The 24,629-nt window shown below is 44.6% G+C and carries 16 protein-coding genes; 10 read left to right on the top strand and 6 right to left on the bottom strand.

Annotated elements, in window-relative coordinates:
- Nucleotides 1–10 precede the first annotated feature (10 nt).
- From FLAVO9R_RS10985 to FLAVO9R_RS10970, 4 genes are all read right to left on the bottom strand, one after another.
- Nucleotides 11–778 (bottom strand): 3-hydroxybutyrate dehydrogenase, encoded by a 768-nt coding sequence (locus FLAVO9R_RS10985; protein ID WP_159531257.1) that lies wholly within the window; start codon nucleotides 776–778, stop codon nucleotides 11–13.
- Complete coding sequence (locus FLAVO9R_RS10980) at nucleotides 771–1,829, bottom strand: extracellular catalytic domain type 2 short-chain-length polyhydroxyalkanoate depolymerase (protein ID WP_159531255.1); 1,059 nt, start codon at nucleotides 1,827–1,829, stop codon at nucleotides 771–773. The genes FLAVO9R_RS10985 and FLAVO9R_RS10980 overlap by 8 nt, the downstream gene beginning before the upstream one ends.
- 72 nt (nucleotides 1,830–1,901) lie before the next feature.
- Complete coding sequence (locus FLAVO9R_RS10975; RefSeq protein WP_159531253.1) at nucleotides 1,902–3,239, bottom strand: E22 family MetX-like putative esterase; 1,338 nt, start codon at nucleotides 3,237–3,239, stop codon at nucleotides 1,902–1,904.
- A 12-nt stretch (nucleotides 3,240–3,251) separates the two neighbouring features.
- Nucleotides 3,252–4,547 carry a GntP family permease gene (locus FLAVO9R_RS10970; RefSeq protein ID WP_159534565.1) on the bottom strand — a complete coding sequence of 432 codons (1,296 nt, stop codon included), beginning with the start codon at nucleotides 4,545–4,547 and terminating at the stop codon, nucleotides 3,252–3,254.
- A gap of 274 nt (nucleotides 4,548–4,821) precedes the next feature.
- On the opposite strand from FLAVO9R_RS10970, the gene FLAVO9R_RS10965 reads away from it, so the two are divergent.
- Together FLAVO9R_RS10965 and FLAVO9R_RS10960 are read left to right on the top strand one after the other, a co-directional pair.
- Nucleotides 4,822–7,116, top strand: a complete 2,295-nt coding sequence (locus FLAVO9R_RS10965) for a TonB-dependent receptor (RefSeq protein ID WP_159531251.1) — start codon at nucleotides 4,822–4,824, stop codon at nucleotides 7,114–7,116.
- A 207-nt stretch (nucleotides 7,117–7,323) separates the two neighbouring features.
- On the top strand, nucleotides 7,324–7,962 hold the full coding sequence (locus tag FLAVO9R_RS10960) for a response regulator (protein ID WP_159531249.1): 639 nt from the start codon (nucleotides 7,324–7,326) through the stop codon (nucleotides 7,960–7,962).
- A gap of 135 nt (nucleotides 7,963–8,097) precedes the next feature.
- On the opposite strand, the gene FLAVO9R_RS10955 is transcribed toward FLAVO9R_RS10960, so the two are convergent.
- Nucleotides 8,098–11,586 (bottom strand): hybrid sensor histidine kinase/response regulator, encoded by a 3,489-nt coding sequence (locus FLAVO9R_RS10955; RefSeq protein ID WP_159531247.1) that lies wholly within the window; start codon nucleotides 11,584–11,586, stop codon nucleotides 8,098–8,100.
- Between the two features lie 239 nt (nucleotides 11,587–11,825).
- Between FLAVO9R_RS10955 and grpE the strand changes: the two genes are divergently transcribed.
- The 6 genes from grpE to FLAVO9R_RS10925 all read left to right on the top strand — a co-directional run bounded on the left by grpE (nucleotide 11,826) and on the right by FLAVO9R_RS10925 (nucleotide 21,404).
- On the top strand, nucleotides 11,826–12,446 hold the full coding sequence (gene grpE / locus FLAVO9R_RS10950) for a nucleotide exchange factor GrpE (protein WP_159531245.1): 621 nt from the start codon (nucleotides 11,826–11,828) through the stop codon (nucleotides 12,444–12,446).
- A 117-nt stretch (nucleotides 12,447–12,563) separates the two neighbouring features.
- Nucleotides 12,564–14,498: a molecular chaperone DnaK gene (gene dnaK / locus FLAVO9R_RS10945; RefSeq protein WP_159531243.1), complete on the top strand. Its 1,935-nt coding sequence runs from the start codon at nucleotides 12,564–12,566 to the stop codon at nucleotides 14,496–14,498.
- Between the two features lie 177 nt (nucleotides 14,499–14,675).
- Nucleotides 14,676–15,812: a molecular chaperone DnaJ gene (dnaJ, locus tag FLAVO9R_RS10940; protein WP_159531241.1), complete on the top strand. Its 1,137-nt coding sequence runs from the start codon at nucleotides 14,676–14,678 to the stop codon at nucleotides 15,810–15,812.
- Between the two features lie 154 nt (nucleotides 15,813–15,966).
- On the top strand, nucleotides 15,967–16,467 hold the full coding sequence (locus tag FLAVO9R_RS10935) for a c-type cytochrome (RefSeq protein ID WP_232370631.1): 501 nt from the start codon (nucleotides 15,967–15,969) through the stop codon (nucleotides 16,465–16,467).
- Nucleotides 16,468–16,756: 289 nt separating this feature from the next.
- The gene (locus FLAVO9R_RS10930) at nucleotides 16,757–19,312 is read left to right on the top strand and encodes a GGDEF domain-containing phosphodiesterase (protein WP_159531239.1); all 2,556 of its coding nucleotides are present in this window, start codon (nucleotides 16,757–16,759) and stop codon (nucleotides 19,310–19,312) included.
- A 199-nt stretch (nucleotides 19,313–19,511) separates the two neighbouring features.
- Nucleotides 19,512–21,404, top strand: coding sequence for a propionyl-CoA synthetase (locus FLAVO9R_RS10925; protein WP_159531237.1), 1,893 nt, complete (start codon nucleotides 19,512–19,514; stop codon nucleotides 21,402–21,404).
- 27 nt (nucleotides 21,405–21,431) lie between these two features.
- Here FLAVO9R_RS10925 and FLAVO9R_RS10920 read toward each other — a convergent pair whose 3' ends face one another.
- Nucleotides 21,432–22,112, bottom strand: coding sequence for a cytochrome b/b6 domain-containing protein (locus tag FLAVO9R_RS10920; protein WP_159531235.1), 681 nt, complete (start codon nucleotides 22,110–22,112; stop codon nucleotides 21,432–21,434).
- Between the two features lie 243 nt (nucleotides 22,113–22,355).
- Here FLAVO9R_RS10920 and dapB point away from each other — a divergent pair, with 243 nt between their 5' ends.
- Together dapB and carA are read left to right on the top strand one after the other, a co-directional pair.
- On the top strand, nucleotides 22,356–23,156 hold the full coding sequence (gene dapB / locus FLAVO9R_RS10915) for a 4-hydroxy-tetrahydrodipicolinate reductase (protein ID WP_159531233.1): 801 nt from the start codon (nucleotides 22,356–22,358) through the stop codon (nucleotides 23,154–23,156).
- A gap of 342 nt (nucleotides 23,157–23,498) precedes the next feature.
- On the top strand, nucleotides 23,499–24,629 hold the full coding sequence (gene carA / locus FLAVO9R_RS10910; RefSeq protein WP_159531231.1) for a glutamine-hydrolyzing carbamoyl-phosphate synthase small subunit: 1,131 nt from the start codon (nucleotides 23,499–23,501) through the stop codon (nucleotides 24,627–24,629).

Below are 24,629 nucleotides of genomic sequence, written 5' to 3'. Positions count from 1 at the left end.
AGCGTAACGTTTATCGGGCTGTCCAGCCGCCATCCAGTACCATGGTTTGGCCGGTAATATTGCGTGCACTATCCGACATTAAAAATGCCGCTGTGTCAGACAACTCATCTACGCTAATAAACTGCTTTTTAGGCATGGGCTCAAGCATTATTTTGTTGATTACTTCCTCTTCTGTAAGATTGTTTTCTTTGGCCTGAGAGGCAATCTGCTTTTCGACCAACGGTGTTTTTACATAAGCAGGGCATAGGGTGTTGATGGTGACATCACAGTCGCCGGTTTCAAGGGCGATAGTTTTAGCGAACCCCAGCAGGCCATGTTTCGCTGACACATAAGCCGATTTATAAGGGGATGCCACCAGTGAGTGAATTGAACCAATGTTGATTATTCGCCCAAAGTTTTGCTCGCGCATGTTAGGTAAAAACGCTTGGGTTAAAAGCGCGGGGCCAACCAGCATAATATTAATTAATTGCTGCCATTTTTCAGGTGGGAAATCTTCAATGCGTGAGACATGCTGAATACCGGCATTGTTAATCAACACATCTACTTTTTGCTCTTTGAGCAAGTCGGGTAAAGCGGCTACTTGCTGTGCATTGCAAACATCAACTTCAATAGCGCTGGCACTGCCGTTTTCTCGTATAATATCGTTCGCAGCACGCTGTGCGGCTTGTTCGTTAATATCGGCAATAATCACATGATGTCCCGCTTTTGACATTGCTTGTGCTATACCAAAGCCAATACCGCTTGCGCCACCAGTTATAAATACAGTTCGTTTAGTCATTATTTGCAGTTCCTGTATTCGTCGTTGGTTTATTGATAGCGCCTGTGTTAATGCCTTTAATCATATTGGCCACAGCAGAAATTTGCGCGCCTTTTCGATTTGCATAATCATCTGAAGTGTATCCCCACCAATCCCAGCAACCTTGGGGGTTTAATGGCATAAATAACGATTTTTTAGTTTGCGGGTACAACACAACGATATTGTTATCATCGGCCCATCGGTTGATACCTGTTTTGGTTACATAGCTATTGCCAACCACTTCGGCATATTGATTGCAGCCATGGAAACTAATATGTAGGCTGCACGAATCGCCCGCTGCACAATTTTCGGGTACAAAAACAAACCCTTTTTCCGCCAAGGTTTCGCCATCGCTGCCCGCAAGTTTTTGCTGAGAAATAGTGTAAACCTTGCCTGAAACCGAATCATCGGGTGCGGTTAAGTTGGGCAACAGGTGGTTCAACATATTACCCGCAGCGTCGTAATTACAGTTACCAATAAAAGGGCTTTCTGAAACGCTGCAATTACTGCCCTCATTCAAGGTAGGGAAGTGGTGTGCTGCGCTTTGGTCATTCACGTATACAATATTTTGAGTGTCTGTCCAACTTTGGTATTGGCGGTACAGTAAATCGCTGGCTTGCGCCGTTACACGCACGTCGTTTGTGCCGTGAAATAACCATACTTTGGCATCTTTAAGGCCCGTTAAAGGCGCAATGCTGCCTTCGTTTGTATAGTCTATGGCAACGCTTGAAAGTGCATCTAGATTAATTGGTGTATCTACCTTATTCACGCACTGGTTTAATGCAGTGGTGATATCATTTTGCGCACAATAATAAGGCCCCGCAGCAATGATGCCTGCGCCTTTTACCCAATCACTGTGTGCAATATGAAATTGCGTCGCCATATATCCGCCAGAAGAAAGGCCAGATACCGTAACTTGCTCTACATCAAGACTTAGCGGTGGTAGTCCATTGCCTGAACTAGCTGCGTTGGACAACGCTACGCCACTGTATAGCGCACAAAAGCTGACCATTATTTTATAAGTTGTTTTCATATCAGGTTCCTACAGTTAAATGCTTAGTTTGCCGCTAAGCATTGCACTTATTTAAACGGTTCTTTTTAGTCTTTATAAAGCGCTGGAAAGAAACGCGGCAATCCGCTCGCCTTCGGCTTTTACATTCACTATGCCTTCAAGGTGTCCGAAGGGGCCATTCAGTGTTTCCAGTTCGCTGTTTTTTCCCAAGTGCTTGAGTTGATAGTCTGCCGATTCTGCTAAATAAGGCATGAGTAACAAGTCGGTGGATGCCGGCAAGAACAAGGTTTTGGCTTGAATGTGCTTAAGTCCTTCTTCTAAGTTATTCCCATGGCCTGCTACAAATAATTGGCAGGCGCGAACTAAATAAAGAAGATGATTTGCATCCATTTTATCAGCGCGCTGACGAGCACGGCTTTCCAACCATTTCACAATAGAGTGCTGAGCATTAATGTTCTCTAATGGCGCTTGCTCCACCGCTTGATAGCCTAGCGTTTTACCTTGCTGATTAAAATAAGTAGGGTACAAGGCATGTTGGGTGATCATCATCAAAGAAGCCACTAACCCTTCTGTTGGTTGGTTATGTCGAGCGTAACTACCTTGTTTCCAGTTAGTATCTAATCGAATAGGCGTTGCCCAGTGAGAGAGGGCGGCGGTTGTCCACGCATCGCTTTCACCCGTGCCAATAACCGATATCATTCTTGGCACCCAGTCGGGGTAAGCACTAGCCCAGTCGATAGCCTGCATCGACCCCATAGAAGGGCCAACCACAGCATGCAGTTTCTGAACGCCCAAGCTTTCAAGTAGCGCCTTTTGCACATTGACGAAGTCGCGGATTGTCACGACGGGGAATTCTAGCCCCCAAGGCTCACCGGTTTCTGGGTTGATAGTCGCTGGGCCGGTAGTAATAACGTGGTCATCATAGGCGTTTAAATTCACTAAACTGTCTACACTTATAACGTAATAGATATCGGTATCGATGGCTTTGCCAGAGCCAATTAATGCACCCCAGTAGCCTATGTTAGGGCTTGTCTTTTCCTCATTTTGTTCATATACACCCGCCGCATGGGATGTGCCCGAAAAATGGTGGGTAATAAGAATAACGTTACTTTTATCTGCATTTAATTGCCCATAGGCTTCCCAACCCACTTTCACGTTATTAATGGTTTTGCCTCCAAATGTGGTGAAGCTTTCCATTGAGAACGTTTCTTTCTTCGTAATCAGCGTTGGTTGATTAGTTTCTATGCCATTTGCATCAAAATTATTTTTATCTAAAGCGCTTGTATCAGCTGCACTCGGCCCATTAACTGTGTTAATAGACTTCGCTGATTCAGTTGATGCTGGATTGGCTACATTAGCACTACACGCTGTTGTAGTAATTACCGGCAACGCCAGCAAAGTACAATATAGAAAAGCTATTTTTAGTTTCATGGAAATCCTTGTCTAAAACACGCTAAATAGGCCTATGGCAAGGGCTAGCCCTATAACCGGTACGACTACGGTTAATGCTGCGACTGCACCGTAGGCTGCCTTATGAGTTTCATGGCATATGGCGCGAATTGTGGTGACAACATACCCGTTATGAGGCAGTGAATCTAGCGCACCTGAAGAGATAGAAACAATACGATGTAATTGTTCTGGCTGCACGCCGTGGTCGAGGTAATGCGGCGCTAGCAATGGCAGCGCGATGGCTTGGCCTCCTGAAGCCGAGCCGGTTAATCCCGCTATTACGCTAATCGCTATTGCAGCGCCAATTAACTCGTTGCCAGGGATTTGCGTCATTAGGGTTACCGTTTGCTGAAATGCCTCGGTGTTTTTGGCTATAGAGCCAAACCCTACTACTGCCGCAGTATTACCAATAGCGACCAGTGCCCCCGTGGTGCCGGTATTTATCGCCGCTTGTAAATTGTGAAAGTGGGCGTGGTTTATAACAAGCAAAGTAAGTACGCCTCCCCCTAAGGCTACAATAAGCGCAAGTTGCGCTAGTGCTTCATGTAAAAAGAAGGAAATACATAGCACCACAAGCAATGGAATAATGCCTGTGAGCGGGTGAGGGTAGTCTCGTTCGCGTATTTCAGGGTCGGTAATACGCGCTTCAAACTCCTCGCCATTAGCTATCGCTTTGCGGATCATTTTCGCCAGCCACCAGTAACCAAGCACTGCCATGAAAATAGCAACTACTAAGCTTACTTCCCATGCAGCAAAGGGCGACGTGCCCAAGTACTTAATAGGGATCCAGTTTTGGATTTCTGGCGAACCAGCAGAGGTCATGGTAAAAGTGACAGAACCAAAGGCCATGGCTGCGGGAATAAAACGGCGCGGCAAGTTAGCGTCTTTAAATAAGCTTACTGCCATGGGGTACACCGAGAAGGCGACAACAAAAACGCTCACGCCCCCGTAAGTTAAAATAGCGCAAGCCAGCACCACTGCCAACACGGCCTGTTTGTAACCTATACGTTGTATTATCCAACGAGAGACCGAATCGGCAGCGCCACTGTCTTCCATGAATTTGCCAAATAAAGCACCAAGCAAAAACATAAAAAACCATGCGGCGATAAAGCCTGAAAACCCACCCATGTAGGTTTCTACAAAGTTTACATCACCAATAAAAACAGACATACCGTTGGTTAATGCCACCACCAGTGCACACAAAGGGGCTGCAATGAATAGATTCATTCCCCGAATGGTTAACACTATTAATAGCACTAGTCCGCCTACCAGACCAATCATACTTAACATCATTATTTTTCCTTAAAAATCTGTGACCGCAGATTCTCCATAACAGTTAAGTTTATGTTTATATAGCGCTTATGTAGCTTTTAGTCATAACTTTTTATATCAATAATTGATTGGTGAAGTTATGTCCTAGGGCTAAAGTGTGGCGGTAGTGGCGCTAAATTCCCATAGTACGATGGTACTACATACGACGAGGGTAAAATTACCTAGAGTAAAGTTCGACCGCAGGCATTACATCCGACAGTAACGATAATTTAGAATTAAAAAAGGACACACTATGTCACTCACTACACACATGCAGCGTTACCCTCGCTCTATCTGTGCAGCAGCTGTTGCGAGCGCACTGTTAATTTCACCCACTACGTTTGCTCAAGACGCAGATGCTGACGAAAAAGGCAAACTGGAACGTATTGAAGTTACCGCACGAAAAACCGTTGAATCGTTGCAGGAAACTCCTGTCGCTATTACCTCAATTGGTGCTATTGAGTTAGCCGAAAAGGGCATAAGCGTACTCACCGAAGTTCAACAGTTCTCGCCGAACACTACATTGCAAACCAGCCGTGGCACGAACTCTACGTTAACCGCGTTTATTCGTGGCTTAGGTCAGCAAGACCCGCTTTGGGGATACGAGCCTGGCGTAGGTATTTACGTTGATGATGTATACATTGCTCGCCCACAAGGTGCGGTACTCGATTTGTTAGATGTACAGCGCATTGAAGTACTACGCGGGCCGCAGGGTACGCTTTATGGCAAAAATACTATTGGTGGGGCAGTTAAATATGTCACCAAAGAAATGACAGGGGAAACCCAGTTAAATGTGCAAGCTACCCTTGGTAGTTATAGCCAGCGGGATCTTAAGGTCACTGGGCAAATTCCACTAATAGAAGATACGGTGTATTTGGGCGTAGGTTACGCTAATTTAAATCGCGACGGCTTTGGCGAATATTTAGTAAGTGCATTAGACGGCCAAGATAAAGAAAACTATAACAAAGATTTATGGGCTGCTCGTCTTACCTTAGAAGTACACGCTAGTGATGATTTGTTTTTCCGTTTCGGCTGGGATAAAACCGAAGATACCTCGAACGCAAAAGGTGGCTATCGTCTTATCCCCAGTATTCTAACCGACGCGCCCGTGCCTGATTCAAAGTTCGATTCGTACACCAGTTTGCCTACCTGGAATAAAGTAGAACTTGAAGGGTATAACTGGCTAGCCCGATATAATGTAAGCGATAATTTAGAACTTAAATATATAGGCTCACATCGCGAGAGTTACTCGCCTACAAATATTGATTTTGATAATACGGCATTGCCTATCTTTGATGTGCCCGCCGAGTATGACGATAGCAATGACACCCATGAATTACAGCTAAATTACATGGGAAATAGCTACTCGCTCGTATCTGGCTTATATCTTTATGATGGTGAGTCATGCGGAAACTTCGATGCGGTTTTAGGTGTGTTAGGTGTAGCGCTAGGCGCGCCAGGTTTAACACGTGAAGTAAGCGGCTGTAACAACTCAGAAAGTTGGGCTGCTTATGCGCAATTTAATTACGACATCAACGATAAGCTTTCTCTCTCACTCGGCGCCCGCTTCACTGATGAAGAAAAGTCGGCAACCGTAAATAACGGCTTAATCTTCGCCAACGTATACCCTTATACCGATTGGATTGATGGGTATGTTCGCCCTGATGGTGACTTAGTGCCTCAAGTGCTGGGTACTGACAGTGACGGTGATGGGGTATTTGAAGGACCTGCAGTGGAAAGCTGGTCACGCTTTACGCCGCGAGTTGGCGTGGAATACCAAATGAGCCGCGATACAATGTTTTTTGCGAGTTATTCGCAAGGCTTTAAATCGGGCACCTTTAATCCACGAGCTACGGTAAACGAGCCCGGGGTTGAACCCGAAGTAGTTGATAGCTACGAAGTGGGCATGAAAAGTGACTTAAACGAAGCATTGCGATTGAATGTAACCTTGTTTTCGTATGACCATTCAGACCGACAATACATTGGTATTGAAGGTGATTTAAGCGATCCAACTGCGCTAGATCAACGTTTGCGTAATGCTGCTGAAACGGCCGCAAAAGGCGCAGAAGTTGAAATGACGTGGGTAGCCTCGGATAACTTACAATTTGACGTGGCTTACGGGTATATCGACTTTGAAATTAAGAAAAACAATGCGATACCCCCTCTCATTGGTTTGGCTAGCACACCTGAAAATACATTGAACATTGGTGCTAATTATCTGCTTGAAACCGGCTTTGGCGATATTACGTTAAATGCCAACTACTACTATCGTGATGACTACTTGCTGTTTGAAACCAGCGATCTAATTGAACAAGATGCTTATGGCATGGTGAATTTAAGTGCGCGATGGGAAAGTGTAGAGGGCGACTGGTACGCAGGCCTTCATGTGAAAAACCTTACCGACGAAGAATATTTGGTGGGTGGATATGATTTTGTTACCCGAGACGAAGACGGTAATTTCGGGCCGGGTCTAGGTGGTGATACCACGTTAATTGGGTATTATGGCGACCCACGTACGGTTCACGTTACGCTAGGGTATCGTTTTTAATATTGACAACTAGTATAACGGTTAGCGTTATAGTTAACGACCAGACATAAGCCGGAATATCATGTTTCGGCTTTGTTATTTGCGGCTACGTTTATTAGGTTATCGTATTTTACACCCTATATAGGCGCCTTTTAATACTAGGTATTTGTAACTATCGTGTTATTATGTGGTTAACATTATTGTTACAATTGTGCGGTAGATATTAAAATGAAAATACGCGTACTTATTGCAGACGACCACCCCTTATTTCGAGCGGCAATGTGTCAAGCTCTTGGCGATATTGTGGGCCCAAACATACTGCAAGCATCCACGCTGAATGAAACCCTAAGTCAGCTTGAAGCTAACCCAGATATCGACTTGGTATTTTTAGACGTGAAGATGCCGGGTAACGATGGCCTGATAGGGTTGTCTGAGGTGCGTGCACGATTCCCCGATGTGTTGGTGGTAATGGTGACGGCATTTGAAGAGGTAAACCTTATTCGCAAGGCACTTTCTTTAGGTGCGTGCGGTTTCATTCCTAAATCGGCATCCATTGAATGTATAGCTGAGGCGGTTGAACGTGTACTAGAGGGCGAGCAATGGCTTCCTGAGTCGGTAGTGAATCTTACTAAAGATAACATTGAAGTTGACGATTTTAGCGTTAAGCTAGCCATGCTCACGCCTCACCAATTAAAAGTGCTGCGGATGGTAGCGGATGGGCTGTTAAACAAGCAAATTGCCTATGAACTGGATATCTCCGAGTCTACCGTAAAGCAGCACGTTTCAGCAGTATTAAGAAAGTTGAAGGTTATTAATCGAACGAAAGCAGGTATTGCGTTTAAACATGCTATGGCTGTACACGAATAGGTCTAAGCTATTAATTAAACAAGCCGATTTTAACTAACGCATCAAACAAAATAACCCATCAAGCAAACTCACGCATTAATAAGCATAACCTGTTAATGAAGCATAACCATTTATATTGTTCATCTGCTCATTTGCCTAATCATTACGTTTCAATTCATTTTTAAGCAAGCGCTTAAGGGCTAAAGGTTTAACAGGCTTGGGTAAATAATAAAGCCCTAAGTCGCTAGCAGCATCCCTAATCCCCTCACTTCTGTTTGCAGTAATTAAAACCCCCGATACCTTGCGCCCCCAAATAGCTTGTAATTGAGAAACAGCTTGCGTACCGGTTTCACCTGCATCTAAATGATAATCAACAAGAAGCAAGTCCGGTGGTGTAGGACATGTTTGTATCGATTCATTGGTATTCTCGGCAACTAGCACTACTGCGCCCCAATCAGAAAGTAAAACCACCATGGCTTGGGCTATTTGTGCATCATTTTCTATCAGTAGTATTCGCCTGCCGGCCAAAAACGGCTTAATTGGCATCGAGTGGGTTGTCGCTGCGCTTAGCTTTATGTCGTCACTGGTTGAGTTTGATTGAGGCTCTGCCGTTTCGGCATGTGCAACGCCCGCGCTTTTCATGTCTAAGTGCCCGTTGCTAGCTGAAATTTCAGCGCAAGGTACAGACACACTAAATTTGCTGCCCTTGTTTACTGTGGATACCAGTGAAATAGGGTGGTGTAGCAACCGGCCTATGCGCTCTACGATAGTTAACCCTAATCCCAAACCTTGGGCGTTTTGTTTTTCGTCTAATTGATGGAATTCATTGAAAATTTCACTTTGCTGGTGGCTAGGAATACCAGCTCCTGTGTCGTAAACACAAATATCAACTAGCGGCGCATTTGATCCCGAATTTAACTGAAAGCCTGATGGCATGTACTTGCGCCTTACCCCAATCAGCACCTTGCCGGCAGCAGTATAGCGTATCGCATTCGATAATAAGTTTTGTACAATACGGCGTAACAAGTTTTTATCGGAATGAATAACGAGTAGGGTGGGTACATAACGCAAGGTTAAGCCTTTAGATGCTGCTATTACACTAAACTCTTGAACGAGTGGCGCTAACATATCATCAAGTGCAAAATCGCTTGTTTGTGGAGCCAGCTTGCCCGACTCCAACTTGGTCATATCTAGTAACATAGTTAGCAGGCTTTCTGCACTATTAAGTGAGCTTACCACCCCTTCTGAAAGTGTGGCTAATTCACCACCTTTGGTTTTTTGAGCCAGCATGGCGGCGAATAAGGTAGCGGCATTAAAGGGTTGCATGAGATCGTGCCCAGCTGCGGCTAAAAATTTAGTTTTACTTTCATTTGCCCTGTCGGCTTCAAGTTTTGCATGCTGCAGCTCTTCAGTGCGGGCAGCTACGCGGCCTTCTAAGTCAAATTTAGCGCGCTCAAGGGCTTCTTGAATGGCAATGTATTCTGTTATATCACTGTAGGTTGTTACATATCCGCCCCCTGGAAGTGGTGAGCCGTTTAGCTCAATCACTTTTCCGTCAGGTTGTTTTCGTACGTACTTATACCGGCTGCCTTCTTTCATATAAACAATACGTTTATTAATTTCTTCGTTGCTTAGCGTGGCGTTACCGAATAGTCCTCGTTTAGCGTTGTAAGAAAGAATACTTTCAATCGACATACCGGTTTTAAGGAAAGCCCGAGGGTAGTCGAACATTTCAATATAGCGCTCATTCCACGCTAATAACTGCAGCTTTTCATCTAATACGCTAATGCCTTGCTCAATATTTTGTACCGACGATTGCAGTACCTCATGATTAAACTGAAAAGATTGCGACGCTTCTTCTACCCAATCTACTAATTCAGGCAAGGTCTCGTTTTTAGTTTCGGTTATAGCGCCTAGCAATATGCGCGCACTTGGCGTACCCACTTGAGCGCTGAGCAATTTTTCTGTGCGCTGCAGAAGGGTATGGTTTGCGTAACCAGAATTGGCATCATTAGCATCGGAGATATTCACAGAAAGTTGATTTACTAAAGCTTGATGAACATTGGGGTCTAGCACGCGCTTCGTTAACGCCGTTAAATCTTTAATGCGAATAGCAAAAGCAGGTGATGCAAGCGTTTCGTGTTCAATGCCATGAAGCGGGCGTTTGAACGTAATATAAGAAACCACAATAAAGGTGACGCAGTTCGCTAATAGAGAATAAGCAAACCCTATTCCTAGCTCGGCATCAGAAGGTGGGCTATTAAAGTAATAGCTCGACATTATGCTGGGGTACAGCAAGTACATTACCCAAAAGCTAAAGCCGGCTAGCAACGCGCATACGGCGGCAGATTTGGTACTTCGTTGCCAATAAATACCGAACATAAGCACAGGAAAGCACTGGCCTAGTAAGGCAATCGCAATAATACCGCTTTTTACTAAGGGAGCTGATTGGCTAACATTTAAGTGATACCAAAGTGCCACTGACAACACCACCAATACGGTAAGGCGCCGGATAGTTAAAATTTTACTGGGTTGCATAGTGTGATTGGGTTCAGCGCGCAAACGTAGCTTCAGCCACAACGGAGTAACTAAGTTGTTGGCTATCATGATGCCAAGGGCAAGCGTTGCAACAATGACCATGCTGGTAGTAGCCGATAGGCCACCAATAAAAGCAATAATAGAAACAGACATATTTTCTGCATACAGAGGAAGGGCTAATACATACGCATCGGAATTGACGCTTTGCGGCAGTAACACTTTACCAGCCAATGCCAAGGGAATAAGAAACACCGTCATACCCAATAGGTACAGGGGAAATAGCCAGCGAGCGGTTCTTAATTCTCCTTCGCCGTTTAATTCAACGAAGTTCATGTGAAATTGGCGCGGTAATACAAACATAGAACACACACCTAAAAGTACGTGCGATAAATACACCCATGGTGCCCTGTCGGCATAAATAACACTGCGCGCCGCGTCGCTACTGGCGGCTTGTGTGACTAAATCAAGCACGCCATCAAACACGTAAAAACAAACAAATATGCCCACCACCCAAAGTGCAACAAGCTTCACCACCGATTCAAAGGCAATGCTAAGCAGCAAACCTGGGTGCTTGTCGGTAAGGTTGAGCGTGCGTGTACCAAATACAATGGCAAAAATAGCCATTAGCCCCGCCACATATAAACTTACGTTTTGCGTTGAATGTTGAGTATCGGGTGTAATGAGGTTGATGCTTTTTGTGATAGCGTCTAGCTGCAAGGCGATATAAGGAATTACACCAATAAAGCACAGCAAGGTGATTAACGCGGCAATAAGGTGAGAGTGTTGATATTTAAGGCCAATTAAATCGGCCAACGAGCTGATATTGTGTTGCTGACATAACCGGCTAATGTGCAGTACCACGGGAAAAGCAAACGCCATGGTAAGGATAATACCCATATAAGTAGGTATGACGGCCCAACCGTATTCAGCCGCTTGAGATGTGGTGCCAAAGAACGCCCACGATGTGCAGTGAACCCCTAATCCCAAGCTGTATAAAATAGGGTGCTGTTGATTATCGCGTAGCCGCTTATCGCCCCAAAAGGCAATGGCAAATAATGCGAGCAAATAAAGGGCAACTACCGTTCCAACGGTCCAAATACTGAGCATCAAAATTCCCTAATACAATACGTATTAAAGTTAACATGTTTTTTACAAGGTGTGGGTGTGCAGCTCGCATTTATTGATCTATTTAAAAAAACGCAAAAACAAACCATAAAAATAGTGTGGTTACCCTTGAAGGCGGTTAAAGCAGCCCCATAATTAATCCCAACATAGACATTGCCTATGATTGAGTACGAGTCATTCATGGGTTTATGCAGTATAGACATTAACGTTTGGAGGAAAGCATGAGCGATAACCGCGACGTGCAGGCAGAGCAAGAAGTTTCTGGCGTAGACGAAACCGTACAAAATGCTGAAGTGATACAAGAAGAGCAATCTTCACCAGAAGCTGAATCAGATGCAACGCAGCGCATCTATGAACTGGAAACAGCACTTTCAGAAGCACAGGCAACCATTAAAGAACAGCAAGATAGCGTATTACGTGCCCGTGCTGATGTGGAAAACGCCCGTCGCCGCGCTGAAATGGAAGTAGAAAAAGCACGTAAGTTCGCATTAGAGCGTTTTGCGGGTGAGCTTCTTCCTGTTGTTGATAACCTTGAGCGCGCTATCGAATTAACCGATGGCGAGAACGAAGCGGTTAAGCCGTTGCTTGAAGGTGTAGAAATGACGCATAAAAGTTTCTTAAGCACTATTGAGAAATTTGGATTGAGCCTTATTGATCCGCAGGGTGAAACCTTTAACCCTGACTTGCACCAAGCTATGTCTATGCAAGAAAGTGCAGACCACGCACCGAATACGGTAATGGCGGTTATGCAAAAAGGGTATCAAATTAATGGCCGTTTGTTGCGCCCAGCCATGGTTATGGTTTCGAGAGCGCCTAGCGGTGGTGTAGATACGCAAGCGTAAATACGTCTTGCGGCATAAATTACACAATAATGTCAGTTTTTTTACTGACAACTATTGAAAATAGTGCGGAATAACCCCACTAAAACTGTAGATTAAATAAATTTTTGGAGACACGTAATGGGTAGAATCATTGGTATCGATTTAGGTACAACGAATTCATGTGTCGCAGTGCTAGACGGCGACAAACCTCGCGTACTTGAAAACGCGGAAGGCGATCGTACAACGCCATCAATCATTGCTTACACAAACGACGGCGAAACTTTAGTGGGCCAATCTGCTAAGCGCCAAGCGGTAACAAATCCTGAAAACACGCTTTTCGCGATTAAACGCTTAATTGGCCGTCGTTTTCAAGATAAAGAAGTACAACGCGACATCGACATCATGCCTTACAAAATTGTAGGTGCAGACAACGGTGATGCATGGGTAGAAGCGAAAGGCGAGAAAATGGCGCCTCCTCAAGTTTCTGCTGAAGTACTTAAGAAAATGAAAAAAACCGCTGAAGATTATCTTGGCGAAGAAGTGACTGGCGCAGTAATTACTGTCCCTGCTTACTTTAACGATTCACAGCGTCAAGCAACGAAAGATGCGGGTCGTATTGCTGGTCTAGAAGTTAAACGTATTATCAACGAGCCAACTGCGGCTGCGTTAGCGTACGGTATGGACAAAAAGCAAGGCGATAACGTGGTTGCGGTATACGACCTTGGTGGCGGTACGTTCGATATCTCTATCATCGAAATTGATGAAGTAGACGGCGAGCACACGTTTGAAGTACTAGCAACTAATGGTGATACTCACCTTGGTGGTGAAGATTTCGATAACCGTGTAATTAACTACCTTGTTGACGAATTCAAGAAAGACCAAGGCATCGACTTACGTAAAGATCCGCTTGCTATGCAGCGTCTTAAAGAAGCCGGTGAGAAAGCGAAAATTGAGCTTTCTTCTTCACAGCAAACGGAAGTTAACCTACCGTACATCACAGCAGACGGTTCAGGTCCTAAGCACTTAGCGATTAAACTAACGCGTGCAAAACTTGAGTCTTTGGTTGAAGAGCTTGTCAAGAATACCCTTAACCCGCTTAAGCAAGCGTTGGCAGACTCTGATCTATCAGTAGGTGATATCCAAGATATTATCTTGGTAGGTGGTCAAACACGTATGCCATTGGTACAGAAGCTAGTTACTGAATTTTTCGGTAAAGAGCCACGTAAAGACGTTAACCCTGATGAAGCCGTAGCAGTAGGTGCAGCAATTCAAGGTGGTGTACTTTCTGGTGACGTTAAAGACGTACTACTTCTTGACGTAACGCCCTTGTCTCTTGGTATCGAAACCATGGGCGGCGTGATGACAGCACTAATTGAGAAGAACACGACTATTCCAACGAAGAAGTCGCAAACTTTCTCTACTGCTGAAGATAACCAGTCTGCGGTAACAGTACACGTGCTACAAGGTGAGCGTAAGCAATCTAGCGGTAATAAATCACTAGGTCAGTTCAACCTTGAAGGTATTCGTCCAGCTTCACGTGGTACCCCTCAAATCGAAGTAACTTTCGACTTGGATGCGGATGGTATCTTACATGTGTCTGCGAAAGATAAAGACACAGGTAAAGAGCAGAAGATCACAATTAAAGCGTCTTCAGGCTTAAGTGATGAAGAAGTCGAGAAGATGGTTGCTGATGCAGAAGCTAACAAAGAAGCTGATGCTAAGTTTGAAGAACTCATTCAAGCACGTAACCAAGCTGATGGCATGATCCACGCTACTCGCAAGCAACTTGAAGAAGTTGGTGATGCACTAAGTGCAGAAGATAAAGCGCCAATCGAAGAAGCTGTTAGCGCGCTAGAAACAGCGGTTAAAGGCGAAGACAAAGCAGACATCGAAGCGAAAACGCAAGAACTCATTCAAGCGTCTAGCAAGTTGATGGAAGCGGCTCAAGCACAGCAAGCAGGCGCGGCCGGTGAAGCGGGCGCTGAAGGTGCTGAGCAACAAGCAACTGGTCAAGCTGATGAAGACGTTGTTGACGCTGAGTTTGAAGAAGTTAAAGACGAAGATAAAAAGTAAGCAAACTGTTGCGATATGCCCGGTAAGCCGGGCAAACTTTAGCAGTTAAGGCGCATCAGGTTCACTTGTTGCGCCTTTGTCGTGTAATAAAACACGATAATAAATGTAGTTTCACAAGGGCGATAATGTGCTCGAACAACGTGCTTGTGATAATAATAGGTAGGATAAGTAAACACTATGTCGAAACGTGACTACTACGAAGTGCTTGGGGTAGATAAAGGCGCTGGCGAACGCGAAATCAAAAAAGCGTATAAAAAGCTAGCGATGAAATATCACCCAGACCGTACACAGGGCGATAAAGCCCTTGAAGTTAAATTCAAGGAAATCCAGGAAGCCTACGAAGTATTAAACGATGCGCAAAAGCGTGCCGCTTACGATCAGTATGGCCACGCTGGTGTAGATCCTAATCGCGGTGGCGCTGGCTTTGGTGGTGGTGGCGACTTCGGTGATATCTTCGGTGATGTATTTGGTGATATTTTCGGTGGCGGCGGTGCTCGCGGCGGTCGTCAATCACGTGCTCGTCAGGGCTCAGACCTTCGTTACAACCTAGAACTCTCGCTTGAAGAAGCGGTACGTGGCAAAAGCGTTGATATTCGCGTGCCTACATTGGTTGAATGTGAAGTGTGTGACGGTTCTGGTGCGAAGAAAGGCTCTACGCCCAAAACGTGCCCAACCTGTCATGGAAACGGTCAGGTGCAAATGCGCCAAGGCTTTTTTGCGGTTCAACAAACTTGCCCAACCTGTTCAGGCAAAGGCAAGATTATTGAAGATCCATGTAATAGCTGTCATGGCCATGGTCGTAAAGAAAAAACCAAAACCCTTAATGTTAAGATCCCATCTGGTGTTGATACCGGCGATCGTATTCGTTTATCTGGCGAAGGCGAAGCAGGAGAGAATGGTGCACCGGCAGGTGACTTGTATGTTCAAGTACATGTGCGTGAACACAAAATATTCCAGCGTGACGGCAACAACTTGTACTGTGAAGTACCATTAAGTTTCACAACAGCAGCGCTAGGTGGCGAGCTAGAAGTACCTACGCTCGATGGCAAAGTGAAACTTAAGATTAGCCCTGAAACCCAGACAGGACGTATGTTCCGTTTACGTGGTAAAGGCGTTAAATCGGTTCGAAGTGGCGCGGTTGGCGATTTGATGTGTAAAGTCGTGGTGGAAACACCGGTTAGCTTATCATCACGTCAAAAAGAATTGCTGCAAGAATTAGAAGAATCGATGGGTAAAGCATCAAGTAAACACAGTCCAAAAGCACAAGGCTTCTTTGACGGTGTGAAAAAGTTTTTCGATGATTTAACTAACTAAATTGTATCGCATTAAAAAAGCCCTCTTAGGAGGGCTTTTTTTTGTCCTAAACATCGGAAAAATACAAAATTTACATGCTAAAACCTTGCGCAAAAGGTGGGTATTCGTCAGGATAGAAACCAGACCAACACAACGAACAGGCATGGCGATAACTATGAGCAAGAATCTAGGAAAGATAATAAAGAACACGTTAGCTACCGCAACGTTAGCAACCGTTTTAGCTGGTGGTGCCATTGCGGCGACGGAAACATCAGAAGCCTCGTCAGAAAAGCACGCAAAAGCGGCGACGCAATACCGCCAAGCAATGTTCCAATTGATACGCAGCAATATGGGACCGTTGGGCGGCATGGCGAAAGGTGCGCTACCTTTTGACGAGTCTGTGATGATGACCAATGGCGTACGTTTGGAACAACTTGCAGATATGATGAGTGATTACTTGTCAGTCGATACACGTAAATTCAACGTCGAGACAGGTGCTAAAGACGCGTTATGGGAAAACTTCCCGGACGTAGAAACCAAGATTGCTGCTTTAAAAGAAGCCTCTATGGGCTTACAAGCGGCAGTAAAAGCAGGGGATGAAGGTGCTTATCGCGGCGCGATTGGCAAAATAGGTGCAAGCTGCAAGTCTTGTCACGACGACTACAAAAAAGACTAACCCTTTGAGTCATTCGCAGCGCATGAGCTTTCGTGCGCTGTTATTCATATTCCCTCATGTTTATCACTTTAAATATACGACTTATTTATACTGGCGCATAAATTCTTATTATATGTCAGGTGATTACTCATTTCTTATTGCAAATGTGCTGGAAAAAGTAATAAAAACTCACTATTGTTGGTTAAATAGTGATCACAGTTTTGCGTAAGCAATGAAAGACATTAAGCCAATATTCAACGATAAATGATCGTACTATAACCATCTTGAGATGGATTGGAGTTCACCTATAATGCAGCTTCACGACGGATTGTTGGGCTCTTTACAAGATAGTAGTTTGCCAGAAGTTACCTCGCGGTTGAGTGAAGCCAGAGTAAATACGGAAGCTACCGCAGTCTTGCTCGTTTCATTACCTCCTACCGCCAGTCGCGTGGATATTCTATTCTGCGATGATAATAATGCCGATTCAAAGAAACAAACACTGGTCATGCCCAAGCATGCTCAACTCCTATTATCAATGACAGAAATGAGTGCCACTTTACCGGGCAGTGATTTTGAATGGCCAGAGGCGCTAAAAAAATGTGTCAACCAAAACGTGATTGTCGGTGGGATAAAAGATTTTCAAGGTAATATTATTGGTGCTGTTTTTATTGTGCTCCCATGTCACCAATTAACGAATCAACAAAAGCATTACGCCAGTATCGCCCGCCAGCAAATAGAACTAAGTCTTCAATATAAACTTATTCAGCATCCCTTTACCGACAAGCTCGCCGAAAAGATTCAGTTACTCAATGAAATAGGGCGTATCTCTCATGTTGGTGGCTGGGAGCTCGATTTACATGCTGGGGTTGTCGCGTGGACACGAGAAACCTACTTATTGTTCGGTGTTACGCCTGGAAGAGATATCACGGTAGAGCGAGCGTTAGCCAACTTCCCACAAGATAGCCGCGAAAAAATTGCCAAGGAGATGAAAGCGGCAATTAAGTCACTCTCTACTTTTGCATTAGAAGTAGAGTACATCAATGCTGAAGGTTATCGGCGCTGGCTAAAAATGACGGGTACACCTCAGTCGGATGGTACTCAAAAGCATCAAGACAATGTGTATAGAATTTATGGTTCTGTACAGGATATAACAGAACATAAACGCTTATCGGATACCCAACACAACTACACGGAATACCTTTCTACTATTTTGGACAGTATTGCAGATGCGCTAGTGACGATTGATGAAGAAGGCACAGTGATCACGGCAAACAACACGGTTGAGCATGTGCTAGGTTACGATGCTGATGAACTAATAGGGCAAGATATCTGTATATTGGTGCCTAAAGTTGAATCACAAAATACTAAAGATCACCTGAAAACTTTCATGGAAGGGGGGAGGAAAACCACTAAAGCTTCCGTGGAACACCACTTTGTTAGCCATAAAAATGGTGGCCTGATCCCTGTTGATATTTCATTATCTTCTTTTCATTTCGATATGCAGAAACGGATAGTGGTGGTATTTCGAGATATGAGTGTTCGAAAACAATTGGCAGACCAAGTTTATCAAGCGGCTTTCTATGACAATATCACCCAACTGCCAAACACTAAACTGTTCGAAAAGGGGTTGAAGTGTGTAATTCGAAAAGCGGGAGTAACCTATGCTGATATCTATTGTGCGCAAATTTCTATCGACAATATAAGTCAGTATAAGCAGGCGTTTGGCCAGCCTACCGCCGATTATGTTATGCGTATTCTTGCCTCTAGGCTCACCCGAACATTTTCTAAACCCTTCTCTATTTACAGAGGCGCAGAAAGCAACTTTTATTTGTTATACGAAGACGTCATTACCGAGGAAGATAAAGAAGCTCGCCACGCTATTGATGCAGTTAAACAGCAATTTACCGATGAAGTGTGTAGCGATATCACCTTGCACAATAGCCCGCATAAAATTTATGCCGTAGTGACCATTTGCCAGCTTAAGGGCATGGAGGCAAGCGTGACGAAAGTCAGGCATATGCTTTCCCAAGGGTATAACCAACTGAGCGCAGACCAAGTAAATACACCAGTGGTTTTTCATAGTGCTTCTAGTGTGGGTTATGACCGATACAATTTTATTCGACAATCCCTTGGTGCTGCTGTCAGTAATCATGAACTCTTCATTGAGTTGCAACCCCAATATGAGGGCGATGGCAGTATGGTGTGTGCCGAGGCGTTAGTTCGTTGGCAGCACCCCCAATTAGGCTTAATTACCCCCGCTGAGTTTATTCCTATTGCTGAAGAGACTGATGCAATAGTAGAAATTGGCCAATGGGTGATGAATGAATGCGGAAAGCTATTATACGAGTGTAATAAAAGCGGTTTGAGAACACGGCTCTCAATTAATATTAGTGCCAAACATATGGCTAGAGCCGACTTTAGCGAAAAAATGCTCGCAGTGATTGCTCATTGGAATATTCCTACGGGGAGCCTCACCATTGAACTTAGAGAGGCCGAACTTATCGGAAGTTTTGCTTTGGTACGTAACTCAATGAAAGAGCTATCAGAGAAAGGGGTATCTTTTTCCATAGATCATTTTGGTAGTGGTAATTTGAATTTAAGTTACCTTCGCGACCTTTGCATAAAAGAAGTAAAACTTGATAGGCACTTTATTGATGAAGAGGATGGGAAGGGGGCGCAAAGCCCGCTATTAAACAGTATTTTCGATATCGCAAATATATTCGAGCTAAGAACTGTGGCAGAAGGAATAGAAAATACCACGCAATTTGACGATGCAAAGAAGCGTGGTTGTCATGTTTTTCAAGGGTACTTTCTAGACAGGCCTCTTAATGTCAGAGATTGGCGTGCAAAATTACCAGTGAAATAGCGTGACTATTGGGTAAAGCGAACCACATTAAGCCCCGTGTTTATATTCACTAACACCAAATTGACGATGCTGATAGCACAAAGGTTTAATAAATAATTTCAGTGAATACAGTAGCTTAATTAACGTAAGCCTGAAGTCTTATACGATAAATTCATGTTTATGAAGTAGGGTAAAGTAATACTTTACTGCGGAAACGGTCATGAATTATCATCAAGAATATCAGGCGTCAATTGATAACCCAGAAGCATTTTGGCTAGATAAAGCACAGTATCTCGACTGGTTTACTCCCCCTAAAACAGCAATTAGCGAAGATACAAACGGCTATCCTCAGTGGTTTAAAGGGGGAAAGCTTAATACTAGTTATTTGGCATTAGATCACCATGTAAACGCTGGCCGCGGTGAGAGCGCGGCACTAATTTACGATTCCCCTGTTACCAACACGCAAGAAACCTGGACCTACAATACCCTACTCAATGAGGTGGCTACGTTAGCGGGCGCACTCACTAGCCTTGGTGTGACGAAAGGCGATACCGTTATTGTGTATATGCCTATGATCCCTCAAGCGGCGGTAGCAATGTTAGCGGTTGCAAGAATTGGCGCAATTCACTCGGTGGTATTTGGTGGCTTCGCCGCCAGTGAATTAGCGGTCAGAATTGATGATGCCGAACCTGCACTCATTATTACGGCGTCGTGCGGAATAGAAGGTAAAAAACTACTGCCTTACAAACCCATGGTTGACGACGCTATTGCCCTTGCTCACCACAAACCGGTAGGCTGCGTTGTTTATCAACGCAAACAGCTTGCCGCTTCTCTTGTTGATGATTTTGACCACGATTGGCAAGCATTGTGTCAAGCCAGCGAGCCAGTAGAATGCACAGCCGTAGATGCTACCGACCCCCTTTATATTTTGTATACCTCTGGCACAACGGGCAAACCCAAAGGGGTTGTTCGTGACAATGGTGGTCATGCGGTAGCACTTAATTATTCTATGCAAGCCATTTACGGAATAGATCAAGGTGATGTTTTTTGGGCAGCATCTGATGTGGGCTGGGTAGTAGGGCACTCTTACATTGTTTATGGACCCCTAATAAAGGGGGCTACTACTGTCATGTTTGAAGGCAAGCCCGTAGGTACACCAGATGCTGGCGCATTCTGGCGTATGGTAGAGCAGCATAAAATAAGTGTACTGTTTGCAGCGCCAACGGCATTCAGAGCGATTAGAAAAGAAGACCCTGAAGCTAGTTGCATCGGCCGTTATGACCTAAGTAGCTTGCGTACTATTTTTATGGCAGGAGAACGATTAGATCCGCCAACATATCATTGGACTGTGGAAAAAACCGGTAAGCCGGTGGTTGATCATTGGTGGCAAACCGAAACCGGATGGCCCATTTGTTCTAATCCCATTGGCATAGAACCTTTGAGCACTAAACCTGGTTCATCTAGCGTACCAACCCCCGGCTTTAACGTAAAAGTGCTCGGTTCAAGTGGGGAGCAAGTCTCCGTAGGTAAAAAAGGGGTAATAGCCATTTCTTTGCCGTTGCCTCCCGGGTGTTTAACGACTATCTGGCGAGACCATAAGCGTTTCACCCAAGGGTATTTGCAGGAATTCGAAGGTTATTACAGCACGGGTGATAATGGGTACATAGATGAAGAAGGGTTTGTGTTCATTATGGGCAGAACCGACGATGTCATCAATGTGGCGGGGCATCGATTATCAACTGGGGAAATGGAAGAAGTACTGGCTTCACACCATGCGGTGGCTGAGTGCAGTGTTATTGGAGTGGCTGACGCGCTAAAAGGGCAGATTCCAGTAGGCTTAGTCTTACTTAAAGATGGCGTTGAAGTAGAAGAAGCGGCCTTTGAGCAAGAGCTCATTGCTAAAGTACGAAATACGATAGGCCCGGTAGCCAGCTTCAAGCGTGCCATTATTGTGAGCCGCTTGCCAAAAACACGTTCAGGGAAAATATTGCGTAAACTGTTAAGGCAAATCGCGGCTGATGAGCCAATCAATATACCGTCTACCATTGACGACCCAGCCAGTGTGACAGAGATTGCCGATTTAATGAAACACAAAGGCTTAGTTGAACGCTAAGCCTTATCTTTTCTCTTGCACAAGGAGTTAGAAGTACTCTTCTACTTCAGGTGCGGGCGGCGCAATTTCTATCGCGTAGTAAAGCGCAGCCGCTGTCATTAGTGCTATAGCCAGAGCTAGCAAAAGGCGCGATGAAGGAATAGGGGGAGCTTGAGTTTCTTTTTTGCCATGAAACATAGGGGGCACAAGTTTTTGCTTTTTATACACGGCATAAAACCCAATAGCGGCAACATGTAAGCCTATTACCCACAGTAAAATCTCGAAGGCGAGATGGTGCAAGGTATTCATAAGGTCTAACGTGCTACCGCTGACAAGATGGCGATAGGGGCCATCTAGAAAAATATCATCGGTCATAAACAAGCCGCTTACTGCTTGTACCAACAACAGTGAAATCATTACTACCACAAACCAGCCACCGAGGGGATTGTGGCCTGCCACAGCGGCGCTGTTTTTATCAAACAGCGTACGTAAATAACCTATTACCGCACTAGGGCCTTTCACAAATTGACTAAAGCGGGCATAAGTTGGGCCTATGACTCCCCAAATCACCCTAAATACTAAAAGCCCTAAGGTGAAGTAGCCAATATAGAAATGCCATTGGGTCGCATCATCCATCCACTCAGCGGTAATATATTGTGCTGCAATACTGGCAACCAATAGCCAGTGGAAAAGCCGAGTGGGGAGATCCCATATAAGCTGTTTATGCATATTATTCTGCCTATGTGTTTTGAAGTAATTCAATAAACGGTATTTTTCACGTCATCTAGGTCTTGGGGTAAACCCACAGGCTATCATGCTAGCTATTTTTACCGTTAAAAACGATAGGTTGCCCGCCTTTTTTGTATTAATGCTGCAATTTTTCAATTATCGGTAATATTTAAGCTTATCTCGTTGCAATAGTAACTGCATTTGGCAAAATGCGTTTACTGTTAAAGGAAAAGAATAACGTAAATGAAAGTAGGTTTATTTGGCGCCAATGGGCGCATGGGTCGGGTGCTTATTGAAGCACTAGATCAAAACGAGAATGCAGAATTGAGCGTTGCTACGGTGCGCGATGACTCTCCTTGGGTTGGCATGAATGTAGGCGAACTGGCAGGCATTGGCAAAAAGCCAATTGATTGCTTAGGCATGTCTGCTTTAACCCAATCACACGCCGATGTAATGATTGATTTTACATTGCCAGTGGTGTTTGAAAATAATATTGCATGGTGTGTGGCCAACAAAATGCCAGTGGTCATTGGTACTACTGGGCTAAGTGAAAGCCAATTGGCTGCGCTAGATGAAGCGGCGAAAACCATTCCTATTGTATTTGCGGCTAACTACAGCGTGGGCGTTAACCTGATGTTGTCATTGGTTCGACAAGCTGCGAAGGCGTTAGGTAACACGGCTGATATAGAAATTATGGAAGCCCACCACAGGTTTAAACAAGATGCACCTTCCGGCACCGCCATGGCCATTGGTGAAGCTATTGCCGATGAACTGGGTCGTGACTTAAAGACATGTGCAGTATACGGCCGTGAAGGAAAAGAACCTGAGCGCGACCAAGGCACTATTGGGTTTGCTACCGTTCGCGCAGGCGATATTGTAGGTGAGCATACCGCTTTGTTCGCTGATATTGGTGAGCGATTAGAAATAACCCATAAGGCATCTAGCCGACTGACATTTGCAAAAGGGGCTGTGCACGCTGCCCAGTGGCTGCATGATAAGCCAGCAGGGTTATATTCTATGGTTGATGTTTTAGATTTAAAATAAAAGCCAAACGCTATAGCGGTGTTTTTAATTTTAACAGCAGCTTAAGTGAAATTATTTCAGGCTAATAAGTGGTGGTTTTGGCGGTTATACAAGGTAAATGAGTTTAAGTGGTGATTTTAATGATTTTTGATATTTAAATTAGACATTTTTAGTCAGTCATGTATACTCGCCGGAATTTGCCCGAATTTCGTATTCTAAAGCTATAAAACTGGCTGTAGAGCACGGTTTTATTAGCTGCAAAGATCGTAAAATGAGCGCTGTTAAATCAGTACTCTCATTTTTTGTGGGGTTTGGACAGAAATTCTGTTCAAACACATAGTTATCCTTAATCTGGAGGTTGACTTGGCTAATTCTGCCCTTTTGGTGTTAGAGGATGGTTCTGTCTTTAAAGGAACGGCGATAGGTGCGCAAGGTACTGCCGTTGGTGAAGTGGTTTTTAATACTTCAATGACAGGCTATCAAGAAATCATCACTGACCCATCCTACGCTGAACAAATCATTACCCTTACTTATCCACATATTGGCAATACCGGTATTAACGAAGAAGACGTTGAAGCAGATAAAATCTGGTCTAAAGGTCTTATCATTCGTGACTTACCATTGGTTGCTAGTAATTTCCGTCAACAACAAACGTTATCTGAATACCTCAAAGCCAAAGGCGTTGTAGGTATAGCCGATATCGACACCCGTCGTTTAACACGTATTTTACGTGATAAAGGCGCGCAAAACGGCTGCATCGTTTGTACTGATGAGTTAGATGAAGCGAGCGCGTTAGCACAAGCAAAAGATTATCCTGGCTTGAAAGGCATGGATTTGGCAAAAGTAGTAAGCATTACTGAGCCAAAAAACTGGACTGAAGGCAGCTGGAAATTGGGCGAAGGGTATATCACTCCAGCCGATAGTAAATATCATGTAGTCGCTTACGATTACGGGGTTAAGAGCAACATTTTACGTTTGCTTGCAGACCGTGGTTGTCGCGTTACCTTGGTACCAGCGCAAACACCTGCTGAAGAAGTGTTGGCTATGCAGCCTGATGGTGTATTCTTATCTAACGGCCCTGGTGATCCTGAGCCGTGCGATTATGCCATTACAGCGATTAAAACTATCGTTGAAACAGGTTTGCCAGTGTTTGGTATCTGTTTAGGTCATCAACTACTTGCGCTAGCCAGTGGTGCTACTACGGTGAAAATGAAGTTTGGTCACCATGGTGCTAACCATCCAGTGAAAGACTTAAAACGCAATGTGGTTATGATCACCAGTCAAAACCATGGCTTCGCTGTAGATGAATCAAGCCTACCTTCTAATTTAGAAGTAACGCATGTTTCGTTGTTCGATAAGTCGTTACAAGGTATTCATCGTACCGATAAGCCAGCGTTTAGTTTCCAAGGGCACCCAGAAGCAAGCCCAGGACCGCACGAAGCTGCGCCGCTATTCGACCACTTCATTGAATTAATCGAACAACACAAGCAGTAG

Source organism: Alteromonas sp. 38 (genome assembly GCF_902506055.1).
In the GTDB taxonomy this organism is placed as follows: domain Bacteria; phylum Pseudomonadota; class Gammaproteobacteria; order Enterobacterales; family Alteromonadaceae; genus Alteromonas; species Alteromonas lipotrueae.
This window is presented reverse-complemented; position numbering and strand designations above follow the sequence as displayed.